25 protein-coding genes are annotated in these 26,986 nt (G+C 74.4%); 19 read left to right on the top strand and 6 right to left on the bottom strand.

The features are described 5' to 3' along the window. Positions 1-50 precede the first annotated feature (50 nt). The 11 genes from POF43_RS16030 (at position 51) to POF43_RS15980 (ending at position 9,984) form a co-directional block, all read left to right on the top strand. Positions 51-1,751 (top strand): nitrite/sulfite reductase, encoded by a 1,701-nt coding sequence (locus tag POF43_RS16030; protein WP_271322494.1) that lies wholly within the window; start codon positions 51-53, stop codon positions 1,749-1,751. A 28-nt stretch (positions 1,752-1,779) separates the two neighbouring features. Next, positions 1,780-1,983 carry a hypothetical protein gene (locus POF43_RS16025; RefSeq protein ID WP_271313064.1) on the top strand — a complete coding sequence of 68 codons (204 nt, stop codon included), beginning with the start codon at positions 1,780-1,782 and terminating at the stop codon, positions 1,981-1,983. Next, positions 1,980-2,687, top strand: a complete 708-nt coding sequence (locus tag POF43_RS16020) for a phosphoadenylyl-sulfate reductase (protein WP_271313065.1) — start codon at positions 1,980-1,982, stop codon at positions 2,685-2,687. Before POF43_RS16025 ends, POF43_RS16020 begins: the two co-directional genes overlap by 4 nt. Positions 2,688-2,719: 32 nt before the next feature. Then, entirely contained in the window at positions 2,720-3,262 is a 543-nt protein-coding gene (gene cysC / locus POF43_RS16015; protein ID WP_271313066.1) for an adenylyl-sulfate kinase, read from the top strand. Positions 3,263-3,377: 115 nt separating this feature from the next. After that, positions 3,378-4,313, top strand: a complete 936-nt coding sequence (cysD, locus tag POF43_RS16010) for a sulfate adenylyltransferase subunit CysD (RefSeq protein ID WP_271322495.1) — start codon at positions 3,378-3,380, stop codon at positions 4,311-4,313. Continuing rightward, positions 4,314-5,645, top strand: a complete 1,332-nt coding sequence (locus tag POF43_RS16005; protein ID WP_271322496.1) for a sulfate adenylyltransferase subunit 1 — start codon at positions 4,314-4,316, stop codon at positions 5,643-5,645. It abuts the gene before it with no gap. Between the two features lie 237 nt (positions 5,646-5,882). Further along, a complete protein-coding gene (locus POF43_RS16000) occupies positions 5,883-7,004 on the top strand; it encodes an aliphatic sulfonate ABC transporter substrate-binding protein (RefSeq protein WP_271313069.1) in 1,122 nt (373 codons plus the stop codon). 31 nt (positions 7,005-7,035) lie between these two features. Beyond that, a complete protein-coding gene (locus POF43_RS15995; RefSeq protein ID WP_271313070.1) occupies positions 7,036-7,827 on the top strand; it encodes an ABC transporter ATP-binding protein in 792 nt (263 codons plus the stop codon). After that, on the top strand, positions 7,814-8,809 hold the full coding sequence (locus POF43_RS15990) for an ABC transporter permease (RefSeq protein WP_271322497.1): 996 nt from the start codon (positions 7,814-7,816) through the stop codon (positions 8,807-8,809). The genes POF43_RS15995 and POF43_RS15990 overlap by 14 nt, the downstream gene beginning before the upstream one ends. After that, on the top strand, positions 8,806-9,561 hold the full coding sequence (locus POF43_RS15985; RefSeq protein ID WP_271322498.1) for a sirohydrochlorin chelatase: 756 nt from the start codon (positions 8,806-8,808) through the stop codon (positions 9,559-9,561). Before POF43_RS15990 ends, POF43_RS15985 begins: the two co-directional genes overlap by 4 nt. Before the next feature lie 51 nt (positions 9,562-9,612). Then, the gene (locus POF43_RS15980; RefSeq protein ID WP_271313073.1) at positions 9,613-9,984 is read left to right on the top strand and encodes a cupin domain-containing protein; all 372 of its coding nucleotides are present in this window, start codon (positions 9,613-9,615) and stop codon (positions 9,982-9,984) included. A 188-nt stretch (positions 9,985-10,172) separates the two neighbouring features. Here POF43_RS15980 and POF43_RS15975 read toward each other — a convergent pair whose 3' ends face one another. Next, positions 10,173-11,468 carry a DUF5919 domain-containing protein gene (locus POF43_RS15975; RefSeq protein WP_372516026.1) on the bottom strand — a complete coding sequence of 432 codons (1,296 nt, stop codon included), beginning with the start codon at positions 11,466-11,468 and terminating at the stop codon, positions 10,173-10,175. A 253-nt stretch (positions 11,469-11,721) separates the two neighbouring features. On the opposite strand from POF43_RS15975, the gene glgX reads away from it, so the two are divergent. The 3 genes from glgX to POF43_RS15960 are packed head-to-tail and all read left to right on the top strand — an operon-like array spanning position 11,722 to position 16,770. Next, positions 11,722-13,854: a glycogen debranching protein GlgX gene (gene glgX / locus POF43_RS15970; protein WP_271313083.1), complete on the top strand. Its 2,133-nt coding sequence runs from the start codon at positions 11,722-11,724 to the stop codon at positions 13,852-13,854. After that, the gene (gene treY, locus POF43_RS15965) at positions 13,851-16,220 is read left to right on the top strand and encodes a malto-oligosyltrehalose synthase (RefSeq protein WP_271322499.1); all 2,370 of its coding nucleotides are present in this window, start codon (positions 13,851-13,853) and stop codon (positions 16,218-16,220) included. The genes glgX and treY overlap by 4 nt, the downstream gene beginning before the upstream one ends. Before the next feature lie 40 nt (positions 16,221-16,260). After that, positions 16,261-16,770 carry a DUF402 domain-containing protein gene (locus POF43_RS15960; RefSeq protein ID WP_271322500.1) on the top strand — a complete coding sequence of 170 codons (510 nt, stop codon included), beginning with the start codon at positions 16,261-16,263 and terminating at the stop codon, positions 16,768-16,770. A gap of 79 nt (positions 16,771-16,849) precedes the next feature. Here POF43_RS15960 and treZ read toward each other — a convergent pair whose 3' ends face one another. Both treZ and zapE read right to left on the bottom strand, forming a co-directional pair. Next, positions 16,850-18,604 (bottom strand): malto-oligosyltrehalose trehalohydrolase, encoded by a 1,755-nt coding sequence (gene treZ / locus POF43_RS15955; RefSeq protein WP_271322501.1) that lies wholly within the window; start codon positions 18,602-18,604, stop codon positions 16,850-16,852. Between the two features lie 139 nt (positions 18,605-18,743). Beyond that, positions 18,744-19,853 (bottom strand): cell division protein ZapE, encoded by a 1,110-nt coding sequence (zapE, locus tag POF43_RS15950; RefSeq protein ID WP_372516025.1) that lies wholly within the window; start codon positions 19,851-19,853, stop codon positions 18,744-18,746. Between zapE and POF43_RS15945 the strand changes: the two genes are divergently transcribed. From POF43_RS15945 to msrB, 4 genes are all read left to right on the top strand, one after another. Then, positions 19,852-20,619: a pyrimidine reductase family protein gene (locus POF43_RS15945; protein ID WP_271313078.1), complete on the top strand. Its 768-nt coding sequence runs from the start codon at positions 19,852-19,854 to the stop codon at positions 20,617-20,619. The genes zapE and POF43_RS15945 overlap by 2 nt on opposite strands. A gap of 145 nt (positions 20,620-20,764) precedes the next feature. After that, on the top strand, positions 20,765-21,232 hold the full coding sequence (locus POF43_RS15940; protein ID WP_271313079.1) for an indole-3-glycerol phosphate synthase: 468 nt from the start codon (positions 20,765-20,767) through the stop codon (positions 21,230-21,232). A gap of 104 nt (positions 21,233-21,336) precedes the next feature. After that, positions 21,337-22,740 carry a UDP-N-acetylmuramate--L-alanine ligase gene (gene murC, locus POF43_RS15935; protein WP_271313080.1) on the top strand — a complete coding sequence of 468 codons (1,404 nt, stop codon included), beginning with the start codon at positions 21,337-21,339 and terminating at the stop codon, positions 22,738-22,740. A gap of 11 nt (positions 22,741-22,751) precedes the next feature. Further along, entirely contained in the window at positions 22,752-23,159 is a 408-nt protein-coding gene (msrB, locus tag POF43_RS15930; protein WP_282704609.1) for a peptide-methionine (R)-S-oxide reductase MsrB, read from the top strand. 345 nt (positions 23,160-23,504) lie between these two features. Here msrB and POF43_RS15925 read toward each other — a convergent pair whose 3' ends face one another. The 3 genes from POF43_RS15925 to POF43_RS15915 form a co-directional block, all read right to left on the bottom strand. Continuing rightward, positions 23,505-23,993, bottom strand: a complete 489-nt coding sequence (locus tag POF43_RS15925) for a GNAT family N-acetyltransferase (protein WP_271326029.1) — start codon at positions 23,991-23,993, stop codon at positions 23,505-23,507. 529 nt (positions 23,994-24,522) lie between these two features. After that, on the bottom strand, positions 24,523-25,188 hold the full coding sequence (locus POF43_RS15920; RefSeq protein ID WP_271318852.1) for an ABC transporter: 666 nt from the start codon (positions 25,186-25,188) through the stop codon (positions 24,523-24,525). An 8-nt stretch (positions 25,189-25,196) separates the two neighbouring features. Next, on the bottom strand, positions 25,197-26,087 hold the full coding sequence (locus POF43_RS15915; protein WP_282704608.1) for an ATP-binding cassette domain-containing protein: 891 nt from the start codon (positions 26,085-26,087) through the stop codon (positions 25,197-25,199). Between the two features lie 132 nt (positions 26,088-26,219). Between POF43_RS15915 and POF43_RS15910 the strand changes: the two genes are divergently transcribed. Beyond that, positions 26,220-26,942, top strand: a complete 723-nt coding sequence (locus POF43_RS15910; RefSeq protein ID WP_271316959.1) for an aminoacyl-tRNA hydrolase — start codon at positions 26,220-26,222, stop codon at positions 26,940-26,942. The last annotated feature ends 44 nt before the right edge of the window (positions 26,943-26,986 follow it).

Genomic DNA, 26,986 nt, shown 5'->3' with positions numbered 1-26,986 from the left:
TCGTAACGTGTTCCGTTACCGCACCGCAGCCGCAGAAGGACTCGCACCCCATGGCCACCATGCCGGAAAAGCCGCACGACGCCGCTGCCCCGCGCCGCAAGGCGAGCCGCCACCGCGGTGAGGGCCAGTGGGCCGCCGGGCACCTCACGCCGCTCAACGCCAACGAGCAGACCAAGAAGGACGACGACGGTCTCAACGTGCGGACGCGGATCGAGACGATCTACGCCCACCGGGGTTTCGACGCGATCGACGGTGCCGACCTGCGCGGACGCATGCGCTGGTGGGGGCTGTACACCCAGCGCAAGCCCGGGATCGACGGCGGGAAGACGGCGATCCTGGAGCCCGAGGAGCTGGACGACAAGTTCTTCATGCTCAGGGTGCGCATCGACGGCGGCCGGCTGACCACCGAGCAGTTGCGGGTCATCGGCCAGGTCTCGGAGGAGTTCGCCCGCGGCACCGCGGACATCACCGACCGGCAGAACATCCAGCTGCACTGGATCCGGATCGAGGACGTGCCGGAGATCTGGCGGCGGCTGGAGGGCGTGGGCCTGTCCACCACCGAGGCGTGCGGCGACACCCCGCGCGTCATCCTCGGCTCGCCGGTGGCCGGCATCGCCGAGGACGAGATCATCGACGGCACCCCGGCGATCGAGGAGATCCAGCGCCGGGTCATCGGCAACAAGGCCTTCTCCAACCTGCCGCGCAAGTTCAAGTCGGCGATCTCCGGTTCGCCGATGCTCGACGTGGCGCACGAGATCAACGACATCGCCTTCGTCGGCGTGGTCCACCCCGAGCACGGCCCCGGCTTCGACCTGTGGGTCGGCGGCGGTCTGTCGACCAACCCGCGGCTGGGCGTGCGGCTGGGCGCCTGGGTGCCGCTGGAGGAGGTGGCGGACGTCTACGAGGGCGTCGTCTCCCTCTTCCGCGACTACGGCTACCGCCGGCTGCGCACCCGCGCCCGGCTGAAGTTCCTGATCGCCGACTGGGGGGCGGACCGCTTCCGCGAGGTGCTGGAGCGCGAGTACCTCGAGCGGAACCTGGTCGACGGCCCGGCACCCGAGCAGCTGGCCGAGCGGTGGCGCGACCACATCGGGGTGCACCGGCAGAAGGACGGCCGGTTCTACGTCGGCTTCGCGCCGCGGGTCGGGCGGGTGGACGGCAGCACGCTCGGCAAGATCGCCGGGCTGGCCGAGGAGCACGGTTCGGGGCGGGTGCGCACCACCGCCGAGCAGAAGATGCTCGTGCTGGACGTCGAGGAGTCGCAGGTCGCCTCGCTGGTGGCGGCGCTGGAGTCGCTGGACCTGCGGGTCGGCCCGTCCCCGTTCCGGCGCGGCACGATGGCCTGCACCGGCATCGAGTTCTGCAAGCTGGCCATCGTGGAGACCAAGGCGCGCGGCGCCTCGCTCATCGACGAACTGGAGCGCCGGCTGCCCGACTTCGACGAGCCGGTCACCATCAACGTCAACGGCTGCCCCAACGCCTGCGCCCGCATCCAGGTCGCCGACATCGGCCTGAAGGGCCAGCTGGTGCTGGACGGCGACGGCAACCAGGTCGAGGGCTTCCAGGTCCACCTCGGCGGCGCCCTCGGGCTCGACCCCGCCTTCGGGCGCAAGGTGCGCGGCCTGAAGGTCACCTCCGAGGAACTGCCCGACTACGTCGAACGGGTGCTGCGCCGCTACCGCTCCGAGCGGGCCGACGGCGAGCGCTTCGCGACCTGGGCCGCGCGGGCTCCCGAGGAGGCGCTGTCATGACCGGTGGACAGCGCGCCGGGAGGCGGTCATGAGCGAGCGGGCGGCGCCGTTCTACTGCCCCTACTGCGGCGACGAGGACCTGCGGCCCAGCGAGGAGGGGCACGGCGCGTGGGAGTGCGCGGCGTGCAACCGGGCGTTCCAGCTGAAGTTCCTCGGGCTGCTGGCCCGCGGACTGCGCCGGGGCGGCGAGGAGACCGGGACGGCCCGGACCGACGGCAGGGGCGGGGAATGACGGACGCGGCGATACGCACCGACGACGAACTGCGCGACCTGGCGGAGACGGCCGGGCGGGAGCTGGAGGACGCCACGGCGCCGCAGATCCTGAACTGGGCGGCGCAGACGTTCGGTTCGCGGTTCTGCGTGACGTCGTCGATGGAGGACGCGGTGGTGGCCCATCTGGCCTCCCGGGCGCGGCCGGGCGTCGACGTGGTCTTCCTCGACACCGGCTACCACTTCCCGGAGACCATCGGCACCCGCGACGCGGTGGCCGCGGTGATGGACGTGCGGGTGATCACCGTGACGCCGGCCCGCACGGTGGCCGAGCAGGACGCCGAGCACGGACCGCGGCTGCACGACCGCGACCCCGACCTGTGCTGCGCGCTGCGCCGGGTCGAGCCGCTGGCGCAGGGGCTGGCGCACTACGACGCATGGGCGACCGGGCTGCGCCGCGACGAGTCGCCGACCCGGGCGAACACCCCGGTCGTCGGCTGGGACGCCCGGCGCCGCAAGGTGAAGATCTCCCCGATCGCCCGCTGGACGCAGCAGGACGTGGACGCCTACGTCACCGAGCACGGCGTGCTGACCAACCCGCTGCTGGACGACGGCTACACCTCGATCGGCTGCGCGCCGTGCACCCGGCGGGTGCTGGCGGGTGAGGACGCGCGGGCCGGCCGCTGGGCCGGGCGCGGCAAGACCGAGTGCGGACTGCACTTGTGACGGGCCGTCAGAACACCGAGGGGGACCGGACGATGGACGACACCACCGGGGCGACCGTGTGGCTGACCGGGCTGCCGAGCGCCGGCAAGACGACGATCGCCCGCGCACTGGCGGACCGGCTGACCGGCGAGGGCCGCCGGGTGGAGGTGCTGGACGGCGACGAGATCCGCGAATTCCTGTCCGCCGGGCTGGGGTTCAGCCGCGAGGACCGGCACACCAACGTCACCCGGATCGGCTTCGTCGCCGAACTCCTCGCCTCCAACGGTGTGTTGGTGCTGGTGCCGGTCATCGCGCCGTACGCCGACAGCCGCGAGGCAGTCCGCAAGCACCACGCCGCGCGCGGCACCGCGTTCCTGGAGGTGCATGTCGCCACACCGGTCGAGGTCTGCTCGGTCCGCGACGTGAAGGGCCTCTACGCCAAGCAGGCCGCCGGTGACCTGACCGGCCTGACCGGCGTCGACGACCCCTACGACGTCCCCGTCGACCCGGACCTGCGGCTGCTGACCCACGAACAGACGGTGGCGGAGTCGGCCGCCGTGCTGCACGCGCTGGTGACGGGAAGGGGAGCGGCGTGAGCGACGCACGCGCGGCCGCCGGGCCGCAACCGCCGTCCGCGCCCACCCCTTCGCGCCGCACCGGCGCGGACGAGAGCACCTCCACGCGAAGCCGGGCAGAGAACGGAGGGACACCATGACCACCGTGACCGACACCTCCGCCACGACGGAGGACCCCTACGCACTGTCGCACCTGGACGCTCTGGAGTCCGAGGCGGTGCACATCTTCCGCGAGGTGGCGGGGGAGTTCGAGCGGCCGGTGATCCTGTTCTCCGGCGGCAAGGACTCCATCGTCATGCTGCACCTGGCGCTGAAGGCGTTCGCGCCGGCGTCGGTGCCCTTCGGGCTGCTGCACGTCGACACCGGGCACAACTTCCCCGAGGTGCTGGAGTACCGCGACCGCACCGTCGCCACGCACGGGCTGCGGCTGCACGTGGCGCACGTGCAGGACTACATCGACGACGGCCGGCTGCGCGAGCGCCCCGACGGCACCCGCAACCCGCTCCAGACCGTGCCGCTGCTGGACGCCATCACCACCGGCCGCTACGACGCGGTCTTCGGCGGCGGGCGGCGCGACGAGGAGAAGGCCCGGGCCAAGGAACGCGTCTTCAGCCTGCGCGACGAGTTCGGCGCCTGGAACCCGCGCCGCCAGCGCCCCGAACTGTGGCAGCTGTACAACGGCCGGCACGCCCCCGGTGAGCACGTGCGGGTCTTCCCGCTGTCGAACTGGACCGAGCTGGACGTGTGGCAGTACATCGAGCGCGAGGGCATCGAACTGCCCGGCATCTACTACGCCCACGAGCGCGACGTCTTCGCCCGCGACGGCATGTGGCTGACCGCCGGCCAGTGGGGCGGACCGCGCCGGGCCGAACCGGTCGAGCGGCGGCTGGTCCGCTACCGCACCGTCGGCGACATGTCGTGCACCGGCGCGGTCGACTCCGACGCGGTGACCATCGCCCAGGTCATCACCGAGATCGCCGCCTCCCGGCTGACCGAACGCGGCGCGACCCGGGCCGACGACAAGATGTCGGAAGCCGCCATGGAGGACCGCAAGCGTGAGGGGTACTTCTAGATGACGCCCACGGGCCAGACCCTCGCGGCCACCTCCCTGCTGCGGTTCGCCACCGCCGGCTCCGTCGACGACGGCAAGTCCACCCTCGTGGGCCGGCTGCTGCACGACTCCAAATCCGTCCTGACCGACCAGCTCGAAGCGGTCGAGGCCGCCTCCCTGCGGCGCGGCCAGCAGACCCCGGACCTGGCCCTGCTCACCGACGGCCTGCGCGCCGAACGCGAACAGGGCATCACCATCGACGTCGCCTACCGCTACTTCGCCACCCCCGCGCGCCGCTTCATCCTGGCCGACACCCCCGGCCACGTGCAGTACACCCGCAACATGGTCACCGGCGCCTCCACCGCCCAGCTCGCCGTGGTGCTGGTCGACGCCCGCAACGGCGTGGTGGAGCAGACCCGCCGGCACGCCGCCGTCGCCGCCCTGCTGCGCGTCCCGCACGTCGTGCTGGCCGTCAACAAGATGGACCTCGTCGACTACGCGGAGCCGGCCTTCGCCGCGATCGCGGAGGAGTTCACCGCCTACGCCGCCTCGCTGGGCGTGCCGGACATCACCGCGATCCCGATCAGCGCGCTGGCCGGCGACAACGTGGTCACCCCTTCGGCGCACATGGACTGGTACGGCGGCCCGACCGTCCTGGAGCACCTGGAGACCGTGCCCGTCGGCGAGGACCCCTCGGCGCAACCGGCCCGCTTCCCGGTGCAGTACGTCATCCGGCCGCAGACCAGCGACCACCCCGACTACCGCGGCTACGCCGGCCGCATCGCCGCCGGTGTCCTGCGGGTCGGCGACGAGGTCACCGTGCTGCCGTCCGGCGGGCGCAGCGTCATCACCGGCATCGACGCGCTCGGCGAACCGGTGAAGGCGGCGTGGGCGCCCCAGTCGGTGACCGTGCTGCTCGCCGACGACCTCGACATCTCCCGCGGCGACCTGATCGCCCCGGCCGCCGAACCGCCCAGCATCACCCAGGACGTCGAGGGCACCGTCTGCCACCTGCACGAACGCCCGCTGAAGGTGGGCGACCGGGTGCTGCTCAAGCACGCCACCCGCACGGTCAAGGCCATCGTCAAGGCACTGCCGTACCGGATCGACCTGACCGCCGGCCTCGCCCACGTGGCCGACCCCGGGCAGCTCGACGTCAACGACATCGGCGGCATCACCGTGCGCACCGCCGAACCGCTGCCGCTCGACGCCTACCAGGACTCCCGGCTGACCGGCTCCTTCCTGCTCATCGACCCGGCCGACGGCTCCACGCTGACCGCCGGGATGGCGGGCGAGGCGTTCGCCGGGCCGGCCGCGGCGGCCGGGGCGGACCAGGAGGGGTGGGACTTCTAGATGTCCACCGAAGCGTTCTCCGGCTTCGCCAAGGAAGGCGGCCGGGTCGGTAGCGGCACGCTCGGCAGCGGGCAGGGCGGGGTCGGGCGATGTGTGCGCTGACCTGCGCCTTCGCCAGTGCGCGGTGCTCCGCCCCAGCGGCGCCGTGCCCGTTGTCCCCGTACCGAGAACCTGCTGCCTTCCCGGCCTGAGATCGACCCCCCACGCACGGCCGGGCCCTTGAGAGGACCCCTTACCGTGATACGCGTCTCCCCCGCCCGCCGCTCCGCGCGGCGTACCCGTGTGCTGGCCGCCGTCGCCGTCCTGCCGTTGCTGGCCGGCGCGCTGGCCGCGTGCAGTTACGGGTCGAAGTCCACCGCGTCGCACACCGCGGCGCCCGCGCCGGCCGCCTCCGGCAAGAAGCTGTCGGCGTCGACCGTGCGCATCGGCTACTTCGCCAACGTCACCCACGCCACCGCGCTGGTGGGCCTGCAAAAGGGCCTGTTCCAGAAGCAGTTGGGCGCCACGAAGATCGACACCCAGGTCTTCAACGCCGGCCCGTCGGAGGTCGAGGCGCTCAACGCCGGTGCCATCGACATCGGCTGGATCGGCCCCTCGCCGGCCATCAACGCCTACGTCAAGTCGCACAGCCAGGACCTGAGGATCATCTCCGGCTCCGCCTCCGGCGGCGTCGACCTCGTGGTCAACCCGAAGAAGGTCCACAGCCTCAAGGACCTGCGCGGCAAGCGCATCGCCACCCCGCAGCTGGGCAACACCCAGGACGTGGCGCTGCTGAACTACCTGGCGTCGCAGGGCTACAAGGAGGACGCGCAGTCCGGCAAGGGCGACGTGACGGTCGAGCGGATCGACAACAAGACCACGCCGGTCGTCTTCCGCCAGGGCGGCATCGACGGCGCCTGGGTGCCGGAGCCCACCGCCTCGCAGCTGGTCGCCGAGGGCGGCAAGGTGCTGCTCAACGAGAAGTCGCTGTGGCCCAAGGGCCAGTTCGTCATCACCAACATCGTCGTGTCGCAGAAGTTCCTCGCCGCGCACCCGGACGTGGTCGAGGCGGTGCTGCGCGGCTCGGTCGACACCAACGCGTGGATCAAGGCCAACCCGGCCGGCGCCAAGCAGGCCATCAACCAGCAGCTGACGGCGCTGTCCGGCAAGCCGCTGCCGACCTCGGTGCTCGACTCGGCGTTCGCCAACGTGGAGGTCACCGACGACCCGCTGGCCTCCACCCTCCAGGCCGAGGCCGACCACGCGGTGAAGGCCGGCCTGCTCCAGCAGCCGGACCTGAAGGGGATCTACGACCTGGGGCCGCTGAACAAGGTGCTGGCCGCCGAGGGCCGGCCGGCCGTCTCCGACGCCGGTCTGTGACGAGCGCCCGACCCCTCAGGAGGTGAGACCGATGGCCACTGCGGTCACCGAACAGACCGTCCGGCACGACGACGGCACGGCGTACGCGGCCCGCGTGCGGCAGGTGTCGAAGTCCTTCGGCCGGCCCGGCGCGGAACTTCCCGTGCTGGAGGACATCACGCTCGATGTCGCACCCGGTGAGTTCGTCTGCCTCCTGGGGGCGTCGGGCTGCGGCAAGTCGACGCTGCTCAACATGGTCGCCGGCCTGGACCGGCCGACCCGCGGCGGCATCGACACCGCCGGGCGGCCGGCGCTGATGTTCCAGGAGCACGCGCTCTTCCCGTGGCTGACGGCCGGCCGCAACGTCGAGCTGACGCTGCGGATGCGCGGCGTGCCGCGGGCCGAACGCCGCGAGCGCGCCGAGGAGTTGCTGGAGCTGGTCCGGCTCAAGGGCGCCTACGGCAAGCGGGTGCACGAGCTGTCCGGCGGTATGCGGCAGCGGGTGGCGCTGTCGCGGGCGCTGGCGCAGGACAGCCGGCTGCTGCTGATGGACGAGCCGTTCGCCGCGCTGGACGCCATCACCCGCGACGTGCTGCACGAGGAGCTGACCCGGATCTGGGAGCGCACCGGGATCTCGGTGCTGTTCGTGACGCACAACGTCCGTGAGGCGGTCCGGCTCGCCCAGCGCGTCGTGCTGCTGTCCTCGCGGCCGGGACGGATCATCGAGGAGTGGCGGGTGGACATCCCGCAGCCGCGGCGCATCGAGGACACGGGCGTCGCCGACCTGTCGGTGGAGATCACCGGCCGACTGCGGGAGGAGATCAGCCGCCATGGGCAGCGCTGAGACGAAGGCCGCCGGGCCGGGTGCCGCCGAGCCGCGGCCCGCCGAGCCCACCGGCACCGGGTCCTCCGGGTCCGGGACCGCGCTCACCGCGGCGGACGCCGCCGGCGTCACGGCCGCCGGCGGGCGGGGCCGGTCCGACCTGGCCGGTCTGGAGGCGGGGCTGGACGCGCTGGAGACCCGGGCGGCGGCCAAGGTGCCGGTGTGGCACCTGCTGCGGGACAAGGTCGCCCCGCCGGTGCTCGCGGTGCTGCTGGTGCTGGTGGTGTGGCAGCTGGCGTACCACTTCCAGGTCAAGCCGCACTACGAGCTGCCCTCCCCCGCCGACGTGGCCGGCTCGGTGCACCAGATGTGGTTGCAGGGCACCCTGTTCGGCTACATCTGGACGTCGCTGTCGCGCGGCGCCCTCGGGTACGTCGCCTCGGTGGTGATCGGCACGCCGCTGGGCCTGCTGGTGGCCCGGGTCGCCCCGGTGCGCGCCGCGATCGGCCCGATCCTGTCCGGCCTGCAGGCCATGCCGTCGGTGGCGTGGGTGCCGGCCGCGATCATCTGGTTCGGGCTGAACAACTCCACGATCTACGCGGTCGTGCTGCTCGGCGCGGTGCCGTCGATCGCCAACGGGCTGGTGTCGGGCATCGACCAGGTGCCGCCGCTGTTCCTGCGGGCCGGGCGCACGATCGGGGCGACCGGGCTGCGCGGGGTGCGGCACGTGCTGCTGCCGGCCGCGCTGCCCGGCTACCTGTCGGGCCTGAAGCAGGGCTGGGCGTTCGCCTGGCGCTCGCTGATGGCGGCGGAGATCATCGCCACCTCCCCGATGCTGGGCACCGGGCTGGGGCAGCTGCTGGAGAACGCCCGGACCAACTCCGACATGCCGGGTGTGCTGGCGGCGATCCTGCTGATCCTGGTGGTCGGCATCGGCATCGAGCTGCTGGTCTTCAAGCCGGTCGAGCGGCGCGTGCTGCGCTCCAGGGGCCTGCTGGTATGACGCCCGCCGCCGCACCCCGAACCGCCACCGCCGCGCCGGTGCTGCTGCTGGTCGCGCACGGCAGCCGGGACCCGCGGCACGCGGCGACCGTGCGGACGCTGGCGGCCCGGGTGGCGGCGCTGCGGCCGCGGACGCGGGTGGAGACCGCGTTCCTCGACCACTGCGACCCGGCCGTCGGCGCCGTGCTGGACCGGCTCGCCGCCGGGGCGGTCCGTGACGTCGTCGCGGTGCCGCTGCTGCTGACGGCGGCCTACCACGCCCGGTGCGACGTGCCGTCGGTGCTGGCCGCGGCGCGTGAACGGCACCCGGGGCTCACGGTGCGGCAGGCGCCGGTGCTGGGTCCTTCGCCGCTGCTGGTGGAGGCGCTGGAGCGGCGGCTGTCCGAGGCCGGCGCGGCGTGGGACCGGGCGTCGACCGCGGTGGTGCTGGCGGCGGCCGGGACCTCCGACGCCGGGGCGCTGGCGGTCATCGAGGACGTCGCGCGGCAGTGGCGCGAGCGCGGCGGCTGGCGGGCGGTGCGTCCCGCGTACGCCTCGACCGCGTCGCCGCGCACCGGTGACGCGGTGCGGGCGCTGCGCGGCGAGGGCGCCCGGCACATCGTGGTGGCGCCGTACGTGCTGGCGCCCGGGCGGCTGCCGGACCGGGTGGCGGCCGACGCCGCGGACTCCGGCGCGGACCTGCTGTCGGGGGTGCTGGGGCCGGCGCCGGAGGTGGCGCGGCTGGTGCTGCGGCGGTTCGACGCGGCGCTGTGACGGCCGGGGCCGCCCGGTCGGGGGCCCGGCGGCCGGTGCTACGGTCCGATCATGGACGACGGCAGTGTGTACGTGGGCAACGCGGGCAAGGACGCCCCGCTGGACCGGGGCTGGCTGCTGGGGCACTTCAAGGACCCCGGCGACCCCCGGCACAGCACGGACGTGGAGATCAAATGGGGGATCCACCCGCCGGGCGACGAACGGAGCGAGTGGGTCACCGGTGAGGACCGCACCGCGCTGCTGGTGCTGATCAGCGGCCGCTTCCGGGTCGAACTGCCCGGCCGCAGCGTCCTGCTGGCCGAGCAGGGCGACTACGTGGTGTGGGGCCGCGGCGTCGACCACTCCTGGATCGCCGAGCAGGAGTCGGTGGTGCTGACGGTCCGCTGGCCGTCGATCCCGGGATACCGCACGGCGGAGGAGTGACGCACGGCGTGCCGGGCCGCTGACGGCGGCCCGCACCCGGGGCCCACGCCCAGGGCCCTGGCCCGCACCGAAGACCGTGGCCGGCCGTGCGCGGGACCGCGGGCGGCCGGAGAAGGAACGCGCGGCGGCGGGACGTCTGCGGAGGAACACCGGCGCCGCCCCGCCGGTCCGCGCGGGCGGCCGGGACGTCACGAGACCGGTCTGGAGTCCGCCCAGACGCCTTCGAACTCCTCGCGGTAGATCTCGAAGAGTCCGCCGTCACGGTCGGCGTGGCCGTGGTCGGGGTGGTGGACGAGGTGGCGGGTGCCGCCGCGCAGGACGATCACGGGGGACTCGATGCCCCGCGAGCGGCGCAGGTAGTTCTGCACCACGGCGAGCCCGTCGGCGCCGTCGCCGTCGACGAGGTAGGCGCTGAAGCGCGGGGTCTCGTCGTAGACGCGGATCTCGAAGGCGCCGGGATCGCGCAGCCGGGCGCGGACCCGGCGCATATGGATGATGTTCATCTCCACGCCGCGGCTGATCTCGCCGCGGCCCAGGCCCAGTTCCCGTTCGCGGCGGCGCACCGTGCTGCTGGCCGGGTTGAGGAACAGCAGGCGGATGCGGCTGCCGGACTCCGCCAGCCGTACCAGGCGGCGGCCGGAGTAGTTCTGGACCAGCAGGTTGAGGCCTATGCCTATGGCGTCCAGCCGGCGGGCGCCGCCGAACAGCTCCTCGGCGGGCAGCTGCCGCATCAGCCGGACCCGGTCGGGGTGGACGCCGATGACGTCGGCGTAGCGGTCGCCGACGATCTCCTCGACCGCGTCGACCCGGACGCGGTCGCCGGGTACCGAGCGGTGGTCGGCGCCGAGCATGCCCAGCAGCCGGCCGGCGGCGCGTTCGGCCTGGGCCAGCACGGTCTCCGACAGCGCGCGGTTGCGGTTGACGACGTGCCGGGCGACCTCCAGCTCGTCGAGGACGAGTTCGAGTTCGCGGCGTTCGTCGAGGTAGGGGTCGAAGCAGGGCCAGTGCTGGACGATCAGCTCACGCAGCTGCGGCAGGGTGAGGAAGCTGAGGATGTTGTCGTCGGCCGGGTCGAGCAGGTAGCCCTTGCGGCGGCTGACCTCGCGGACCGCGGAGGCGCGCTGCACCCATTCGTGGCCGGCCGGCCCGGCGGCGGCCACCACCCACTCCTCGCCGTGCACCGGCTCGTAGATGGGCCGCAGGACCGCGTTGACGACGGCCCGCAGCCGCTGCTCGACCAGGTTGAGCCAGACGTAGGCGCGGCCGGCCCGGCGGGCACGGTCGCGCACCTCGTCCCAGTCGCGGGCGTCCCAGTCCAGCTCGGTGCCGATCTGCAGGGCCGGCCCGGTCCTGGCGAGGGAGACCGTCACGGTCCGCGCCTCGGAGCCGGCCAGGTCCCCCTGGTCGCCCCCGCCCGGCACCACCAGGCCACCCGACGTCTCCACCGCACCGCCTCTTCGCTCCAGCTCGATCCCCCCGTCCACGATCAAGGAGACTACTGCGGCCGGGGGAGCCGTGCAGCCCAACACCGCGCGCGGTTACGGAGTTTCACGTCTTCGACACCCGCGCCCTTCGTGGGGCGTACGGCGGCGACCGCCGGAAACACTCCTCGCATACCCTCAGTGGTACGTGAGGACCGCGGTTCGGCCACCCGTTCAGGGGGAAGATTCGCGGAAATTCGCCGGAACACGGACACGCGACCGGACGACCGGGCACCCAAGTGGAAGAGTCGTGGACATGCAGGTCTGGCCAGGACAGACGTATCCCCTAGGCGCCACCTACGACGGCGCCGGGACCAATTTCGCGGTCTTCTCCGAGGCCGCCGAGCGGGTGGAGCTGTGTCTGCTGCACGACGACGGTTCGGAGACCGCCATCGAGCTGCGGGAGAGCGACGCCTTCGTCCGGCACGCCTTCCTGCCCGGCGTGATGCCCGGCCAGCGCTACGGCTTCCGGGTGCACGGCCCCTACGATCCCGTACAGGGGCACCGCTGCAACTCCGCCAAACTGCTGCTGGACCCCTACGCCAAGGCGATGAGCGGCCGGGTCGACTGGGACGAGGCGGTCTACGGCTACCGGTTCGGCAAGCCGGAGACGCGCAACGACCTGGACTCCGCGCCGCACACCATGGCGTCGGTGGTGATCAACCCGTTCTTCGACTGGGCGAACGACCGGCCGCCGCGGGTGGACTACCACCGCACGGTGCTGTACGAGGCGCACGTGAAGGGTCTGACCATGACCCATCCGGGGCTGCCGCCGGAGATCCGCGGCACGTACGCGGCGCTGGCGCACCCGGCGGTCATCGAGCACCTGGTGGAGCTGGGGGTGACCGCGCTGGAGCTGATGCCGGTGCACCAGTTCGTCACCGACCACCGGCTGGTCGACGCGGGGCTGAGCAACTACTGGGGCTACAACACCATCGGGTTCTTCGCCCCGCACAACGCGTACGCCTCGATGGGTGACCGCGGCCAGCAGGTGCTGGAGTTCAAGACGGCGGTGCGCGCGCTGCACACCGCAGGCATCGAGGTCATCCTCGACGTGGTCTACAACCACACCGCCGAGGGCAACCACCTCGGGCCGACGCTGTCGTTCCGCGGCCTGGACAACGCTTCGTACTACCGGCTGGAGCAGGACCAGCGGTACTACACCGACACCACCGGCACCGGCAACTCGCTGCTGATGCGCAGCCCGCACGCGTTGCAGATGATCATGGACTCGCTGCGGTACTGGGTCACCGACATGCACGTGGACGGCTTCCGGTTCGACCTGGCGGCGACGCTGGCGCGGCAGTTCCACGAGGTCGACCGGCTCTCGTCGTTCTTCGACCTGGTCCAGCAGGACCCGGTGGTCAGCCAGGTCAAGCTGATCGCCGAGCCGTGGGACGTCGGCGAGGGCGGCTACCAGGTGGGCAACTTCCCGCCGCTGTGGGCGGAGTGGAACGGCAAGTACCGCGACACCGTGCGCGACCTGTGGCGCGGGGAGCAGGCCCGGCTGGCGGAGTTCGGCTCCCGGCTGACCGGCTCCTCCGACCTGTACCAGGACGACGGGCGGCGCCCGCTGGCCTCGATCAACTTCGTCACCTGCCATGACGGCTTCACGCTGCGCGACCTGGTCAGCTACAACGACAAGCACAACGAGGCCAACGGCGAGGACAACCGGGACGGCGAGAGCTTCAACCGGTCGTGGAACTGCGGTACCGAGGGCCCCACCGACGACCCCGCGGTGCTGGAACTGCGCGGCCGTCAGATGCGCAACATCATCGCCACCTTGATGCTGTCGCAGGGCGTGCCGATGCTCAGCCACGGCGACGAGTTCGGCCGCACCCAGGTCGGCAACAACAACGCGTACTGCCAGGACAGCGAGCTGACCTGGGTGCCGTGGCCCGAGCCGGGCGAGGACGGCCCGGACGCGGAGGCCACCCGGATACTGGAGTTCACCCGCACGATGGTGTGGCTGCGCCGCGACCACCCGGTCTTCCGGCGCCGCCGCTTCTTCCACGGCCGCCCGGTGGAGGGCACCGGCGACGAACTGTCGGACATCTCGTGGTTCACCCCGGAGGGCGAGGCGATGACGCAGCGCGACTGGCAGGCGGCGCAGGCCCGGTCGGTGGTGGTCTTCCTCAACGGGCACGCCATCTCCGAGCCGGGGGCGCGCGGCGAGCGGATCACCGACGACTCCTTCCTGCTGATGTTCAACGCGGCGCCGCAGGAGCTGGACTTCGTGGTGCCGGTCGACCACGGCAAGGAGTGGCAGGTGGTGGTGGACACCGCCCGGCCCGACGGGGTGCCGCCGGGCACCGGCCGGGAAGTGGGCGCCGGCGACCGGCTGCGGCTGGCCGACCGCAGCCTGACCGTGCTGCGGCGCCCGGCGTGAGCGCCGCCGCGGTCCCCGCACCGCCCACCGCCACCTACCGGTTGCAGATCCAGCCGGGCTTCGGGTTCGCCGCCGCCGAGGCCGCGGTGCCGTACCTGGCGTCGCTGGGCGTCTCCCACCTGCACCTGTCGCCGGTGCTGGAGGCGGTGCCGGGCTCGCCGCACGGCTACGACGTGGTGGCGCACGACCGGGTGCGCGAGGAGCTGGGCGGTGAGGCGGGACTGCGGTCGCTGTCGGCGGCGGCCCGGGCGCACGGTCTGGGCCTGGTGCTGGACTGCGTGCCCAACCACATGGCGGTGCCGGCCCCGGAACGGCTCAACGCCCCGCTGTGGGACGTGCTGCGCAACGGGCCCGGCAGCGCGTACGCGCACTGGTTCGACATCGACTGGGCGGCCGGCGGCGGCACGGTGATGCTGCCGGTGCTGGGCGGCGAACCGGCCGACGAGGCGGCGGCGATGCGGGTCCAGGACGGTGAACTGCGCTACTACGAGCACGCGTTCCCCTTGCGACCCGGCACCGAGCAGCTGCCGCTGCCGCGGTTGCTGGCCGCGCAGCACTACACGCTGGCCTACTGGCGCCGGGCCCGCACCGAGCTGAACTACCGGCGGTTCTTCACCGTCTCGGAGCTGATCGGCGTGCGCGTCGAGCACCGGGACGTCTTCGACGCCACCCACGGCACGCTGCTGCGGCTGCTGGCGCAGGGGGTCGCCGACGGCCTGCGCATCGACCACCCCGACGGGCTGGCGGATCCGGCCGGCTACCTCGACCGGCTGCGCGAGGGCTGCGGCGGGCGGTGGACGGTGGTGGAGAAGATCCTGTGCGGTGACGAGGCGCTGCCGGACGGCTGGAGTTGCGACGGCACCACCGGGTACGACGCGCTGCGCCGGATCGACGGGCTGTTCACCGACCCGGCGGGCGTGCGCGAACTGGTCGGCGTCTACCGGGAGTTCACCGGTGCGGCCGCCGACCGCGGCGGTGAGTGGGCGCCGACCGCGCGCCGGGCGGCGTACCGGGTCGTCACCGGTGACCTGGCCGCCGAGGTGGCACGGCTGGGCCGCGCGGCCGGCACCGCCCGCCCGGACCTGCCGCCGGCGGCGCTGGGCGACGCGATCCGCGAGGTGCTGGTCCGCATGCCGGTCTACCGCCCCTACGACGGCGACCCGCGCTCGGCGGCCGTCATGAACGCGGTCGCGGCCTCGGCGGGCGCGGCGGCGGCGGACGAGGCGGGCGTGCGGGCGGTGGAGGCGGTGCGCGACCTGGCGCTGCGCCGCGCCGGGGCGGGGGCGGCGGCCGAGGACTTCGCGGTGCGGTTCGCGCAGGTCGCCTCAGCGGCGCACGCCAAGGCGGCGGAGGACTGCGCGTTCTACCGGTACGTGCCGCTGCTCTCGCTCAACGAGGTCGGCGGCGAGCCGGGTGAGCCGGGCACGTCGGTCGCCGGCTTCCACGCGTTCTGCGCCGATCGGCAGGCCCGGTGGCCGCTGACCGGGAACGTGCTGTCCACGCACGACACCAAGCGCAGCGCGGACGTGCGGGCCAGGATCGCCGCGCTGTCGCAGGACCCGCCGGCCTGGGCCGGGCTGCTGGCGCGGGCCACCGCGCTGACCGGTGAGCGCGGGCCGGACCCGCACGTGGAGTACCTGGCGTGGCAGACCGCGTTCGGCCTGGGCTCCCCGGACGCGGCACGGCTGAAGCCGGCGATCCTGAAGTCGGTGCGGGAGGCGGCGCTGCACACCTCGTGGACCGACGGCGACCCGGCGTACGAGGCGGCCGTGGAGGCGTTCGTCGAGGCCGGTCCGTGCGGTCCGGCCCGGCACGACCTGGCGGAGCTGGCCGGCGCGCTGCGCACCGCCACCGAGGCCAACGCGCTGGGCGCCGCGCTGGTGCACCTGACGATGCCGGGCGTGCCGGACGTCTACCAGGGCACCGAGGACGACTACGCGGCGCTGGTCGACCCGGACAACCGGGCGCCGGCCCGCTTCGGTCCCCCGCTGCCGCGGGCGCTGTCCGGCGGGGCCGACGACGGCATCACGGCCGGGTCACCGGTGAAGGTGCGGATGACGGCGCTGGCGCTGCGGCTGCGCCGTGAGTGGCCGGCGGCGTTCGGGGCGGACGGCGGCTACCTGCCGCTGACGGCGGACGGCCCGGCCGCCGACCACCTGGTGGCGTTCGCCCGGGGCGGCCGGGTGGTCACCGCGGTCACCCGGCTGAGCCGGCGGCTGGCGGACGCGGGCGGCTGGCGGGAGACGGCGCTGACGCTGCCGCCGGGCCGCTGGCACGAGCTGCTGACCGGCCGTGACCTGGAAGGCACCGTGACCGCGCGGGAGTTGTTCGCCGGCCATCCGGTGGCGCTGCTGCGGGCCGGGTGAATTCCCGGCCGCGACGCGGTGGTTCGCGTAGCGTGCGGCCATGAGCGATGAGCGATCGATCCGCGTGGAGTTCACCAAGTACGACGGCTCGCTGCACTGGCACCATACGGCGCGGCTGCTCGGCGAGGACGTGCACGGGGTGTGGGCCGGCTGCCCGGCCGGCGCCTCGATGCGGCGCGGCCAGGAGCCGCCGGTGGTCTTCCCGCAGGCGTTCGTCATGCTCTTCCCGCGCGACGGCTGGTGGACCGCCTCGTTCAACGCCGCGCCGCACAAGACCGAGGTCTACTGCGACATCGCCACCGTGCCGTCCTGGCCCGCCCCGGACACCGTCACCATGGTGGACCTGGACCTGGACGTCATCCGCAAGCGCAACGGCCGCATCTACCTCGACGACGAGGACGAGTTCGACGAGCACCGGGTGCGGTACGCCTATCCGCCGCAGGTCGTCAGCGCGGCGCGGGCCAGCGCCGAGCGACTGCTGAAGGCGGTACGCGTCAACGCCGAGCCGTTCGCCACCGTCTCGCGCGACTGGCTGGCACGGGTGGACTGACCCGCAGCCCGGCACGCCCGCCCCGCACCGCCGGGCACTCGGCCTGGCACCACCGCACCGCCCCGCGGGACGGCCGGCGTCAGCCCCGCACCGCACCGCCGCGCAGCGCCTGCCCGCCGCGCAGCACCGCCGCCGTCCAGCCCGGCAGCGTCAACGCCGCCTCTCCGTGCGGCAGTTCGGCCGACGACGCGAGGACCTCCCCGCCGTGCAGCGGCAGCGTGCGGGGTACGTCGGCGAAGTTGACGGCCACGTGCAGCGATCCGCGCCGCACCAGCAGCCAGCCGTCGGCCTCGTCGTAGGTCACCGCGGTGGCCGCCAGGTCGGGAGAACCGAGGTCGGGTTCGGCGCGGCGCAGGGCGATCAGGGTGCGGTACCAGGCCAGCAGGCGGTCGTGCGGGGCGCGTTCGGGCTCCTCCCAGTCCAGGCAGGAGCGCAGGCGGGTGGCCGGGTCCTGCGGGTCGGGGATCTCGGCGGCGTCCCAGCCGTGCGCGGCGAACTCCCGGCGCCGTCCGGTGCGCACCGCCTCGGCGAGCGCCGGATCGGGGTGGTCGGTGAAGTACTGCCACGCGGTGGCGGCACCCCACTCCTCCCCCATGAAGAGCATCGGCGTGAACGGCGAGGTCAGCACCAGCGCGGCGGCCAGGGTGAGTTGACGCGCCGTCAGGCGGTCGCCGAGGGCACGGTTGCCGATCTGGTCGTGGGTCTGGGCGTACCCCAGCAGCCGGTGGCCGGACGCGCCGGCCGGCCAGGGGCGGCCGTGCCCGCGGCCGCGGAAGGAGGAGTGGCTGCCGTCGTGGAAGAAGCCGCCGCTCAGCGTCCTGGCGAGCGCGGCCAGCGGGGCGCGGGCGAAGTCGGCGTAGTAGCCGCCGGACTCGCCGGTCAGCGCGGTGTGCAGCGCGTGGTGGAAGTCGTCGCTCCACTGCGCGTGCAGGCCCAGGCCGCCCGCCTCGCGGTCGGCGGTGGTGCGCGGGTCGTTGAGGTCGGACTCGGCGATCAGGAACAGCGGCCGGCCCACCTCGTGCGCCAGCGCGTCCACCGCCCGCGACAGCTCCTCCAGGAAGTGCACGGCCCGGGTGTCGACCAGCGCGTGGACCGCGTCGAGCCGCAGCCCGTCGAGCCGGAAGTCCCGGATCCAGGCCAGCGCGCTGCCCACCAGGTACGCCCGCACCTCGTCGGAGCCGGGCGCGTCCAGGTTGACCGCCGCGCCCCACGGGGTGGTGTGGGTGTCGGTGAAGTACGGCCCGAAGCGCGACAGGTGGTTGCCGGACGGGCCCAGGTGGTTGTGCACCACGTCCAGCACCACGCCGAGCCCGTGCCGGTGCGCCGCCGCCACGAACCGCCGCAGCCCGGCCGGGCCGCCGTACGGCTCGTGCACCGCCCACAGCGACACCCCGTCGTACCCCCAGCCGTGCGTGCCGGGGAACGGGCAGACCGGCAGCAGTTCCACGTGGGTGACGCCGAGCGCGGCCAGGTGGCCCAGCCGGGCGGCCGCCGCGTCGAAGGTGCCCTCGCGGGTGAAGGTGCCGACGTGCAGTTCGTACAGCACCGCGCCGGCCAGCGGCCGCCCGTGCCACGGCTGGGTCCCCGCCCAGGTGGGCGGCGCCACGACCGCGCTCGGCCCGTCCGGGCCCTGCGGCTGGCGGCGCGAGCGCGGGTCGGGCAGCGGTTCGCCGCCGTCCAGCCGGAACGCGTACCGCTGCCCGTCGCCGCCGTCGGGGCCGGCGTCGGCCGTCCACCAGCCCTCCCGGACCGGATCACGCCGCATGGGGTGGTCCGCGCCGTCCACCACGACCTCGACCCGGCCCGCCAGGGGCGCCCACACCTCGTACCTCATCAGGCGACCTCCGCTAGCGGCAGCACGGACACCGGTGACGCTACGTACCGCGCCGCCCGGATTCAAGGCGGCACCCGGCAGGCGGGCGCCGCGGCCGGCGGGTGCTCCCCCGCGCCCGGCACCCCGTCGGGCGCCGGACCTACAGCCCCTTCGCCTCGCGGGCCAGCGCGGTCAGGCGGGAGATCGCCCGGAAGTACTTCTTGCGGTAGCCGCCGGCCAGCATCTCGGCGCTGAAGACCTCGCCGAACGGCACGCCGGAGGCCATCACCGGGACCTCGCGGTCGTAGAGCCGGTCGGCGAGCACCACCAGGCGCAGCGCGGTGGCCTGGTCGGTGACCGGCGTGACGCCGCGCAGGAAGACCGCCTCGACACCGTCGCACAGCGCGCCGTAGCGGCTGGGGTGGACCCGGGCGAGGTGGGCCAGCAGCGCGCCGAAATCGTCCAGCGCGGCGCCCTCGCAGCGCAGGGCGGACTCCTCGACCCGCTCGTCGCTGAACGGCACCGGCGCCTCGGGCAGCCCGCGGTGCCGGTAGTCCTGGCCGTCGATGCGCAGCGGGCGGAAGCGGGCGGACAGGCCCTGGATCTCCCGCATGAAGTCGGCGGCGGCGAACCGGCCCTCGCCGAGCTTGCCCGGCAGCGTGTTGGAGGTGGCCGCCAGCTTCACCCCGGCGTCGGCGAGCCGGCCCAGCAGGGAGGAGACCAGCACGGTGTCGCCCGGGTCGTCCAGCTCGAACTCGTCGATGCACAGCAGCCGCAGGCCGGACAGCGCGGTGACCGCCTGCTGGAAGCCGAGCGCGCCGACCAGGTTGGTCAGCTCCACGAAGGTGCCGAACGCCTTCGCCTCGCGCGGCACCGGCGCCGCGTGCCACACCGACGCCAGCAGGTGGGTCTTGCCGACGCCGTAGCCGCCGTCGAGGTAAACCCCGCCGGGGCCGGCCGGCGCCGCGCTCTGCTTGCGGAACCAGCCGCGCTTCGCGGCCGGCGCCGCGCCCAGCCCGGCCGCGAACCCCTCCAGCACCCCGACCGCCTCGGTCTGGCCGGGCTGGTCCGGGTCGGGCCGGTAGGTGTCGAACCGCACGGCGTCGAAGCGCGGCGGCGGCACGAGTTCGGCGACCAGCCGGTCGGCGGGCACCTGCGGCTGCCGCTCGCACAGCGAGACGGGCGCGCCGGCGGCGGGCCGCGGTGTGAAGGGAGAGGCGGGGGGCGTCACGGGTGACAAGCCTACGGGCCGTGCGAGACTGCACCGCATGCGCCGCCTGCTGCCCGTCCCGCCGGACGATGAGACGTTGGACACGCTGGACGCTCTCGCGGACGCCTACGCCTACCCGCTGCCGCGCCCCGGGCGCGGCGCGGTACTGCGGGCCAACATGGTCGCCTCGCTGGACGGCGCCGCCTGGCACGACGGCGCCTCGGGGCCGCTGTCCAGCGCCGCCGACATGCGGATCTTCGGTGTGCTGCGGGCGCTGGCCGACGCGATCGTGGTGGGCGCGCAGACCGTCCGGGCCGAGGGGTACCGGCCGGCGAAGGCCCGGGAGGCGTTCCAGCGGCGCCGGGCGGCCCTGGGCCAGGCGCCGGCCGCGGCGATCGCGGTGGTCAGCTCGGGGCTGGACCTGGACTTCTCGGCGCCGCTGTTCACCGCGGCCGTGGTGCCGACGCTGCTGCTCACCGGGGCCGGCGCCGATCCCGGCCGGGTCCGGGCGGCCCGGGCGGCCGGTGCGGAGGTCGTGGTGGCGGGCGACGGTGCGCTGGCCGACCCCGGCGCGGTGGTGCGGGAGCTGGCGGCGCGCGGTCTGACCCGGTTGCTGGCCGAGGGCGGCCCCCGGCTGCTGGGGCAGTTCGCGGCCGCCGGCGAGCTGGACGAGCTGTGCCTGACGGTCGCGCCGGTGCTCTGCGCCGGCGGCGCCCCGCGGATCGTGACCGGCCCGCCGCTGGCCGTTCCGGACCGCATGACCGCGGTGGGCCTGCTGGAGGAGGACGGCTTCCTGTTCACCCGGTACGCCCGCACCGCGCACTGATCCCGGACCGGGCGCCGGCCGCCACCGGTGCGGCCCCGTTCACCCGGCGGGCGGCTCTTCCGTCTGGTCCGCGCCGTTCGGGGCAGGATGGGGTGGTGGGGGCGACGTTGCAGGTCACACACCGGTGGAAAGAAGGACGAGCCCGTTGATCAGGACCGTACTCATGATCGAGAAGCCGCTCGCGCCCGTGGACGTGCAGCTGGTGACGACGCTGCACCCGGACGAGGAGGTCGCCTACCTGGTGCTCATGCAGCCGCGCGGTGACCAGGAACGGCTGCTGCGGGCGCTGGACGACGTCGCGCTCGGCGAGCTCCAGCAGGCCACCCGCGAGGAGGCGGAACCGGAGGGCGACCAGGCGCTGCCGCCGGCGGTCTTCGCGCTGGAGCACAGCCTGAAGGCGCTGCGCGAGACCGGCGCGGCGGCCACCGGCGAGATCGTCGAGGAGCACCCGCTGGACCTGCTGAAGTCGGTGGTGGCACGGTCGAAGGCCGACGAGGTGCTGGTGCTGACCGCGCCGCACCTGGTCGAGGAGTTCTTCCACCGCGACTGGGCCTCCCGGGCCCGGCACACCGTCGGCGTGCCGGTGCTGAAGCTGTACGCGCACAACGACTGACCGGCGCCGCCACCCGCGAGGCATCCCCGCCACGTGCGGGGATGCCGGCCTCGACTTGGCATACTCGGAACCCGCACCCACGTCCGCGCCAGGGAGAGTCACGTATGGCATCCGCAGTCCCCACCGCCATGGAACGACCGCACTTCATCGGCATCGGGGGGGCCGGGATGTCGGGCATCGCGAAGATCCTGGCCGCCCGCGGCGCGGCGGTGGCGGGCAGCGACGCCAGGGAGTCGGCGACCGCGGAGGCGCTGCGCAACACCGGCGTGACCGTGCACATCGGCCACGCCACCGGGCACCTGGCCGACGACGCCAGCTGCGTGGTGCTCTCCAGCGCCATCCGGCAGGACAACCCGGAGCTGACCGCCGCCCGCGAGCGCGGGCTGCCGGTGCTGCACCGCAGCGACGCGCTGGCCGCGCTGATGGCCGGCCGCCGCACCGTCGCGGTGGCCGGCACCCACGGCAAGACCACCACCACCTCGATGCTGGCGGTGGCGCTCAGCGGCATCGGCCTGGACCCGTCCTACGCCATCGGCGGCGACATCCACGGCCCCGGCTCCAACGGCCACCACGGCGAGGGCGAGATCTTCGTCGCCGAGGCCGACGAGAGCGACCGCAGCTTCCACAAGTACGCCCCCGACGTCGCGATCATCCTCAACGTCGAGCTGGACCACCACGCCAACTACGCCTCGATCGACGAGATCTACGACTCGTTCGAGACCTTCGCCCGCAACATCCGCCCCGGCGGCACGCTGGTGCTGGGCGAGCACCCGGGCGCCGACGTGGTGGCCGCCCGGGTCGCCGACCGCGACGACCTGACCGTGGTGCGGGTCGGCCGGGGCGCCGGCGCCGACCACCGCATCACCTCGATCGTGGCGCACGGCATGACCAGCGAGGTCGGCTACGCCGTCGACGGCACCGAGCACCGCTTCACCGTCTCGGTGCCCGGCCGGCACTACGCGCACAACGCCTGCGCCGCGGTCACCGCCGGCGTCGCGGCGGGCGGCGGCGCGGTCGCCGAGCTGGCCACCGCCGTCACCTCCTACACCGGGGTCGGCCGCCGCCTCCAGCCCAAGGGCACCGCGGCCGGTGTCCAGGTCATCGACTCCTACGCCCACCACCCCACCGAGATCACCGCCGACCTGGAGGCGGTACGCGACGCGGCCGGCGACGGGCGGGTCCTGGTGGTCTTCCAGCCGCACCTGTTCAGCCGCACCCAGCAGCTCGCCGACGAGATGGGCGCCGCCCTCACCCTCGCCGACGCCAGCGTGGTGCTGGACATCTACCCGGCCCGCGAGGACCCGGTGCCCGGCGTCACCAGCGCGCTGATCGTGGACGCCGCCCGCCACAAGGGCGCCGACGTCGTCGCCGAACACGACAAGAACCGCGTTCCCGACCTCATCGCCGGAATGGCCGAGCGGGGTGATCTCGTTCTCACCATGGGGGCCGGCGACGTGACCGACCTCGGTCCGCGCATCGTCGCCCGGCTGGCCGGGCCACAAGCTTGAGGAGTGTTTCCATGGCGTACGAGATCGACAAGCCGGAAGAGCAGTGGCGTGCGGAGCTGAGCCCCGCCGAGTACGCGGTGCTGCGGCAGGCGGGCACCGAGCCGGCGTTCCGCGGCGAGTACACCGACACCACGACCGAGGGCGTCTACTCCTGCCGGGCCTGCGGTGCCGAGCTCTTCCGGTCCGACACCAAGTTCCCCTCGCACTGCGGCTGGCCGTCCTTCTACGACCCGCGGGACAGCGAAGCCGTCGAGCTGGTCCACGACCGCTCGCAGGGCATGGACCGCACCGAGGTGCGCTGCGCCCGCTGCGGCTCCCACCTGGGCCACGTCTTCGAGGGCGAGGGCTACCCCACCCCCACCGACCAGCGCTACTGCATCAACAGCATCTCGCTGAAACTGGAACCCGCCCGCAGCTGACCCCGTCCCCGGCCCCGCCCCGCGTCCCCACCGGACCGCGTGGCGGGGCCGGGCGCCGCGCGGCGGACGGGGTCACGCACCGCAGTCGGGGGCGGCACCGGAGGGGTGGGTGGCTTCTGTCGTGGGCAGCACCGGCGCGGTGGTCGGCACCGGAGGGGTGACGGCCCCGGAGCCGTGGGCGGCACCGGGGCGGGGGCCGGCGCGGCCTGCCGGGGCGACATGGTTCCCGAGCGCGGCGGCGGGATCACGCACCGGAGGGGTGACGGCACCGGAGGTGGACGGTCCCGGAGAGGTGACGGCACCGGCGTGGTGGGCGGCACCGGAAATCGTGCGCGGCCGGGCGGTTCACAGGGCGCGGTACATGATGTGCAGGCCGACGTAGCCCAGGGTGGGGTGCAGGAAGCCCTCGGGGAGCGTGGTCATGACGGCGAAGCCGAGGGACCGCCACAGGCCGACCGCGCGGGTGTTGGACTCCACGACGGCGTTGAACTGCATCGCCCGGTAGCCCTCGCCGCGGGCCCACTCCAGCACGTGTTCGCCCAGGGCCCGGCCGGTGCCGTGGCCGGCATGGCGAGCGTCCACCATGAAGCTGGCGCTGGCGATGTGCGACGAACCGCCCATGTGGTTGGGGTTCATCTTGGCGGTGCCGAGAATCGCCCCGTCGTCGCCCACCGCGACGACCGTGCGTCCCGGCGCCGCCAGCATCCACATCTCACGCGCCCGCTCCTCGCCCAGGTCGCGCGGGTAGGTGTACGTCTCACCGGCCGCCACGATCTCCCGCATGAACGGCCACACCCGCGGCCAGTCCGCACCGGTCGCCTCTCTGATCATCATCCGCCCAGCATGCCGCGTTACCGCTCCCGGGAGCCACCGGTTTCCCCGCCGCGCGCTGTGGGCGCCGGGCGGCACGGAACGCCGGGGGCTCCGGACTCCGGGAACTCTGACTCCGGGAGCTCCGGACTCCGGGCAGCACGGATCGGGCCGCGCCCGCCCCGAACGCCTGGGCCGCGCCGAACGCCCGGCCCGGGCCTCCGCCCGGCCGCGCCCAGCGCACCGCCGGCCACCCGCCCCGAACGCCGGCCACGGACGCCCGCACCGCGGCAGGCCCAGCACCCGCACGGACCGCGGGGCCCGCGCCGCCGAGGGCCGCAACGCGCCCGCCCCGAACGCCCGGACCGCGCCGGCCCGCCCGCCACGACCGCCCCGCCCCGGCCGCGCCGGCCACCCGCCCCGAACGCCTGCCCCAGCAGCCCCGCCCGCCCCGAACGCCTGACCCAACAGCCCCAACAGCCCCGGCCAGCCCGACCACCGGCCCCAACAGCCCCGCGCACCCCACCCCGGCCCCCGTCCGGCGCGGCGTCCCTCAGCGGCGTGCGACCAGTCGGCAGGTGACCGCCGTGGCCGCCGCGCAGGCCAGCAGGGACAGGCCCAGCGGCAGCAGGGGCAGGGTGACGTGGCCGGAGGCGGAGCCGGTGACCAGGCCGGTCACCGCCGCGTTGGCCGGGGAGCCGGAGGCGACCAGCACCAGCAGGGCCGCCAGCGCGGTCACCGGTACCGGCCAGCCCCGGCGGCGCAGCACCGGCGGGTTGCACAGCGCACCGGCCGCCGTGCCCAGCAGGGCGCACGCCAGCACCGACAGCAGCCCGTCGAGGACCGCGGAGCCGGTGGGTATGCCGACCGTCAGGTCGTCGTTGTAGGGGGCGCTGACGGCGGCGACGACCGGGACGGCGACGCAGCCCGTCGCGGTGGCGGCGGCCGACGCGACGGCGAGGCACGCCAGGTGGACCCGGCCGGGGCCCGCCGCGGCGGCGGTGACGGCCCGGGCGGCCGGCGGCTCACCGGTGACGCACACCCGCACCAGCCAGGCGGCCGTCGGGAGCACCGCCACAGCGACGACCCCGAGCGACCCCAGCACCGGTTCGCCGGACCGCACGCCGACGGCGAGGATGATCGCGTAGAGCAGCAGCGGGGGCAGCCAGCGGTAGGACCGCAGGAGCAGCGCGGCCTGGTAGCGCAGCAGCGCGGGCAGCCGGGAGGTCATCGTCCGTCCTCCTTCGCGAGGGCCCCGCCGGGCGCCGGGCCGGGTGCCGGGGCGACCGACCGGATGTGCCAGGCGGGGTCGGCGGCCAGCAGCGCGCGCAGGACCGCGTCGGAGTCGGCGGCGGCGACCGTGACGCGCAGCCCGGCGTCGCCGGGGCGGGCGGGCAGCGTGCGGGCGGAGGCCGGCAGCGCGGGCGGGACGGTCCGGGGGCCGCCGGGGCGGTGGGCGTCGATCAGCACGGCCGCCGGCGCGGTGTTGGGCGCGGTGGCCGCGGCGGGGGTGACGGCGACCAGTGCGGCGCCCTCGACCCGGTGGACGGCGGTGGCGGCGCCGGCCAGCCGGGCCGGGTCGTGGTCGACGAAGACGGTGGTGGTGCCGGCCGCGACCCGGGCGGTGACCTCGGCGTCGAGCTGGGCGCGGGCGGCGGTGTCCAGGCCGGTCCACGCCTCGTCAAGGATCAGCAGCTCGGGTTCGGCCAGCAGGGCCTGGGCGACGGCCACCTTCTGCGCGGTGCCCTTCGACAGCACCTCCAGCGGGGTGCGGGCGTGTTCGCCGATGCCGAAGCGCTCCAGCCACTGCGCGGCCCGCCGCTGCGCCAGCGGGCCGGGCAATCCGTGGATGCGGCCGCAGTGGACGAGGTAGCCGGCGGCGTCGAACGGCAGCGCGGCGGCGAACCGCTCCGGGACGTAGGCGGTGGCGGGGCGGCCGGTGATCCGGCCGGCCGTCGGGGCGTCGATGCCGGCCAGCAGCCGCAGCAGGGTGGACTTGCCGGTGCCGTTGCGCCCGTCGATCCGCAGCAGGGCGTGCCGGGGCACGTCGAGGTCGATGTCGCGCAGCACCCAGCGTCCGCGCAGGCCGTAGCGCCGTCCCACCCCGTGAAGTCTCATCGCCGTCTCCCCCGGTCCTCGCCCGCCGGCCCTCCCCCGGCCTGTGTCGGTGTCAACGGCCCCTGGCCCCGCGGCGTTCCCGGCTCGGGGGGCTTCACTCGTTCGTGCTACGGCCCGTGGCATGCTGGCCCGGTGACCAGCACTGACCCATTCGCCGCTGCCGAGGCCGCCACCGCGGCCGACCGGGACGCGGCGCCGCAGTTCGTCCTGCCGCTCGTGGTCCGCCTCGAACGCGAGGCTCCCCCGGCCCGCACCGATGCCCTGGAGACGTCCGCCCGCGCGGTGCTCACCTTCTTGTCGGACGAACGCACGACGGGCGACGGGGAGTGGGCGCCGGCGCGGCGGGACTGGGAGGACGCGCGGATCCGCAAGGTGGTGCGGCGGGCGCGAGGTGCGGAGTGGCGCAGGGCGGAGGCGCTGCCGGGCATCACGGTGGGCGGCCGCGAGGCGCTGGTGCGGGTCTATCCGCCGATCCCGCTGGACGGCTGGCCGAAGGAGCTGGCGAAGCTCCAGGTGTCGGGCACCGAGCTGTGCGATCCGCATCCGTCGGCGGCCGGGACGCTGCTCGTTCCGGAGCTGCCGGTGCTGTGGCTCAACCCGCGGGTGGAGATGTCGGCGGGCAAGGCGATGGCGCAGACCGGGCACGCGGCGCAGCTGGCGTGGTGGGAGCTGTCGGACGAGGAGCGCACGGTGTGGCGCGATCAGGGCTTCGCGCTGGCGGTGCGCACGGCGAGCGCCACGCGCTGGGCCGAACTGACCGCGTCCGGGCTGCCGTTGGTGCGCGACGCGGGGTTCACCGAGATCGCGCCGGGCTCGGCCACGGTGATCGCCGACCACCCGGCGCTGCGTTCCTGACGGCGTCGCGGACGGCGCCGGCCGGCCGGCGGAGACGGGCGGGC

Origin of the sequence: Streptantibioticus silvisoli (genome assembly GCF_027947535.2) — a bacterium.
GTDB classification, from domain to species: domain Bacteria; phylum Actinomycetota; class Actinomycetes; order Streptomycetales; family Streptomycetaceae; genus Streptantibioticus_C; species Streptantibioticus_C silvisoli.
This window is presented reverse-complemented; position numbering and strand designations above follow the sequence as displayed.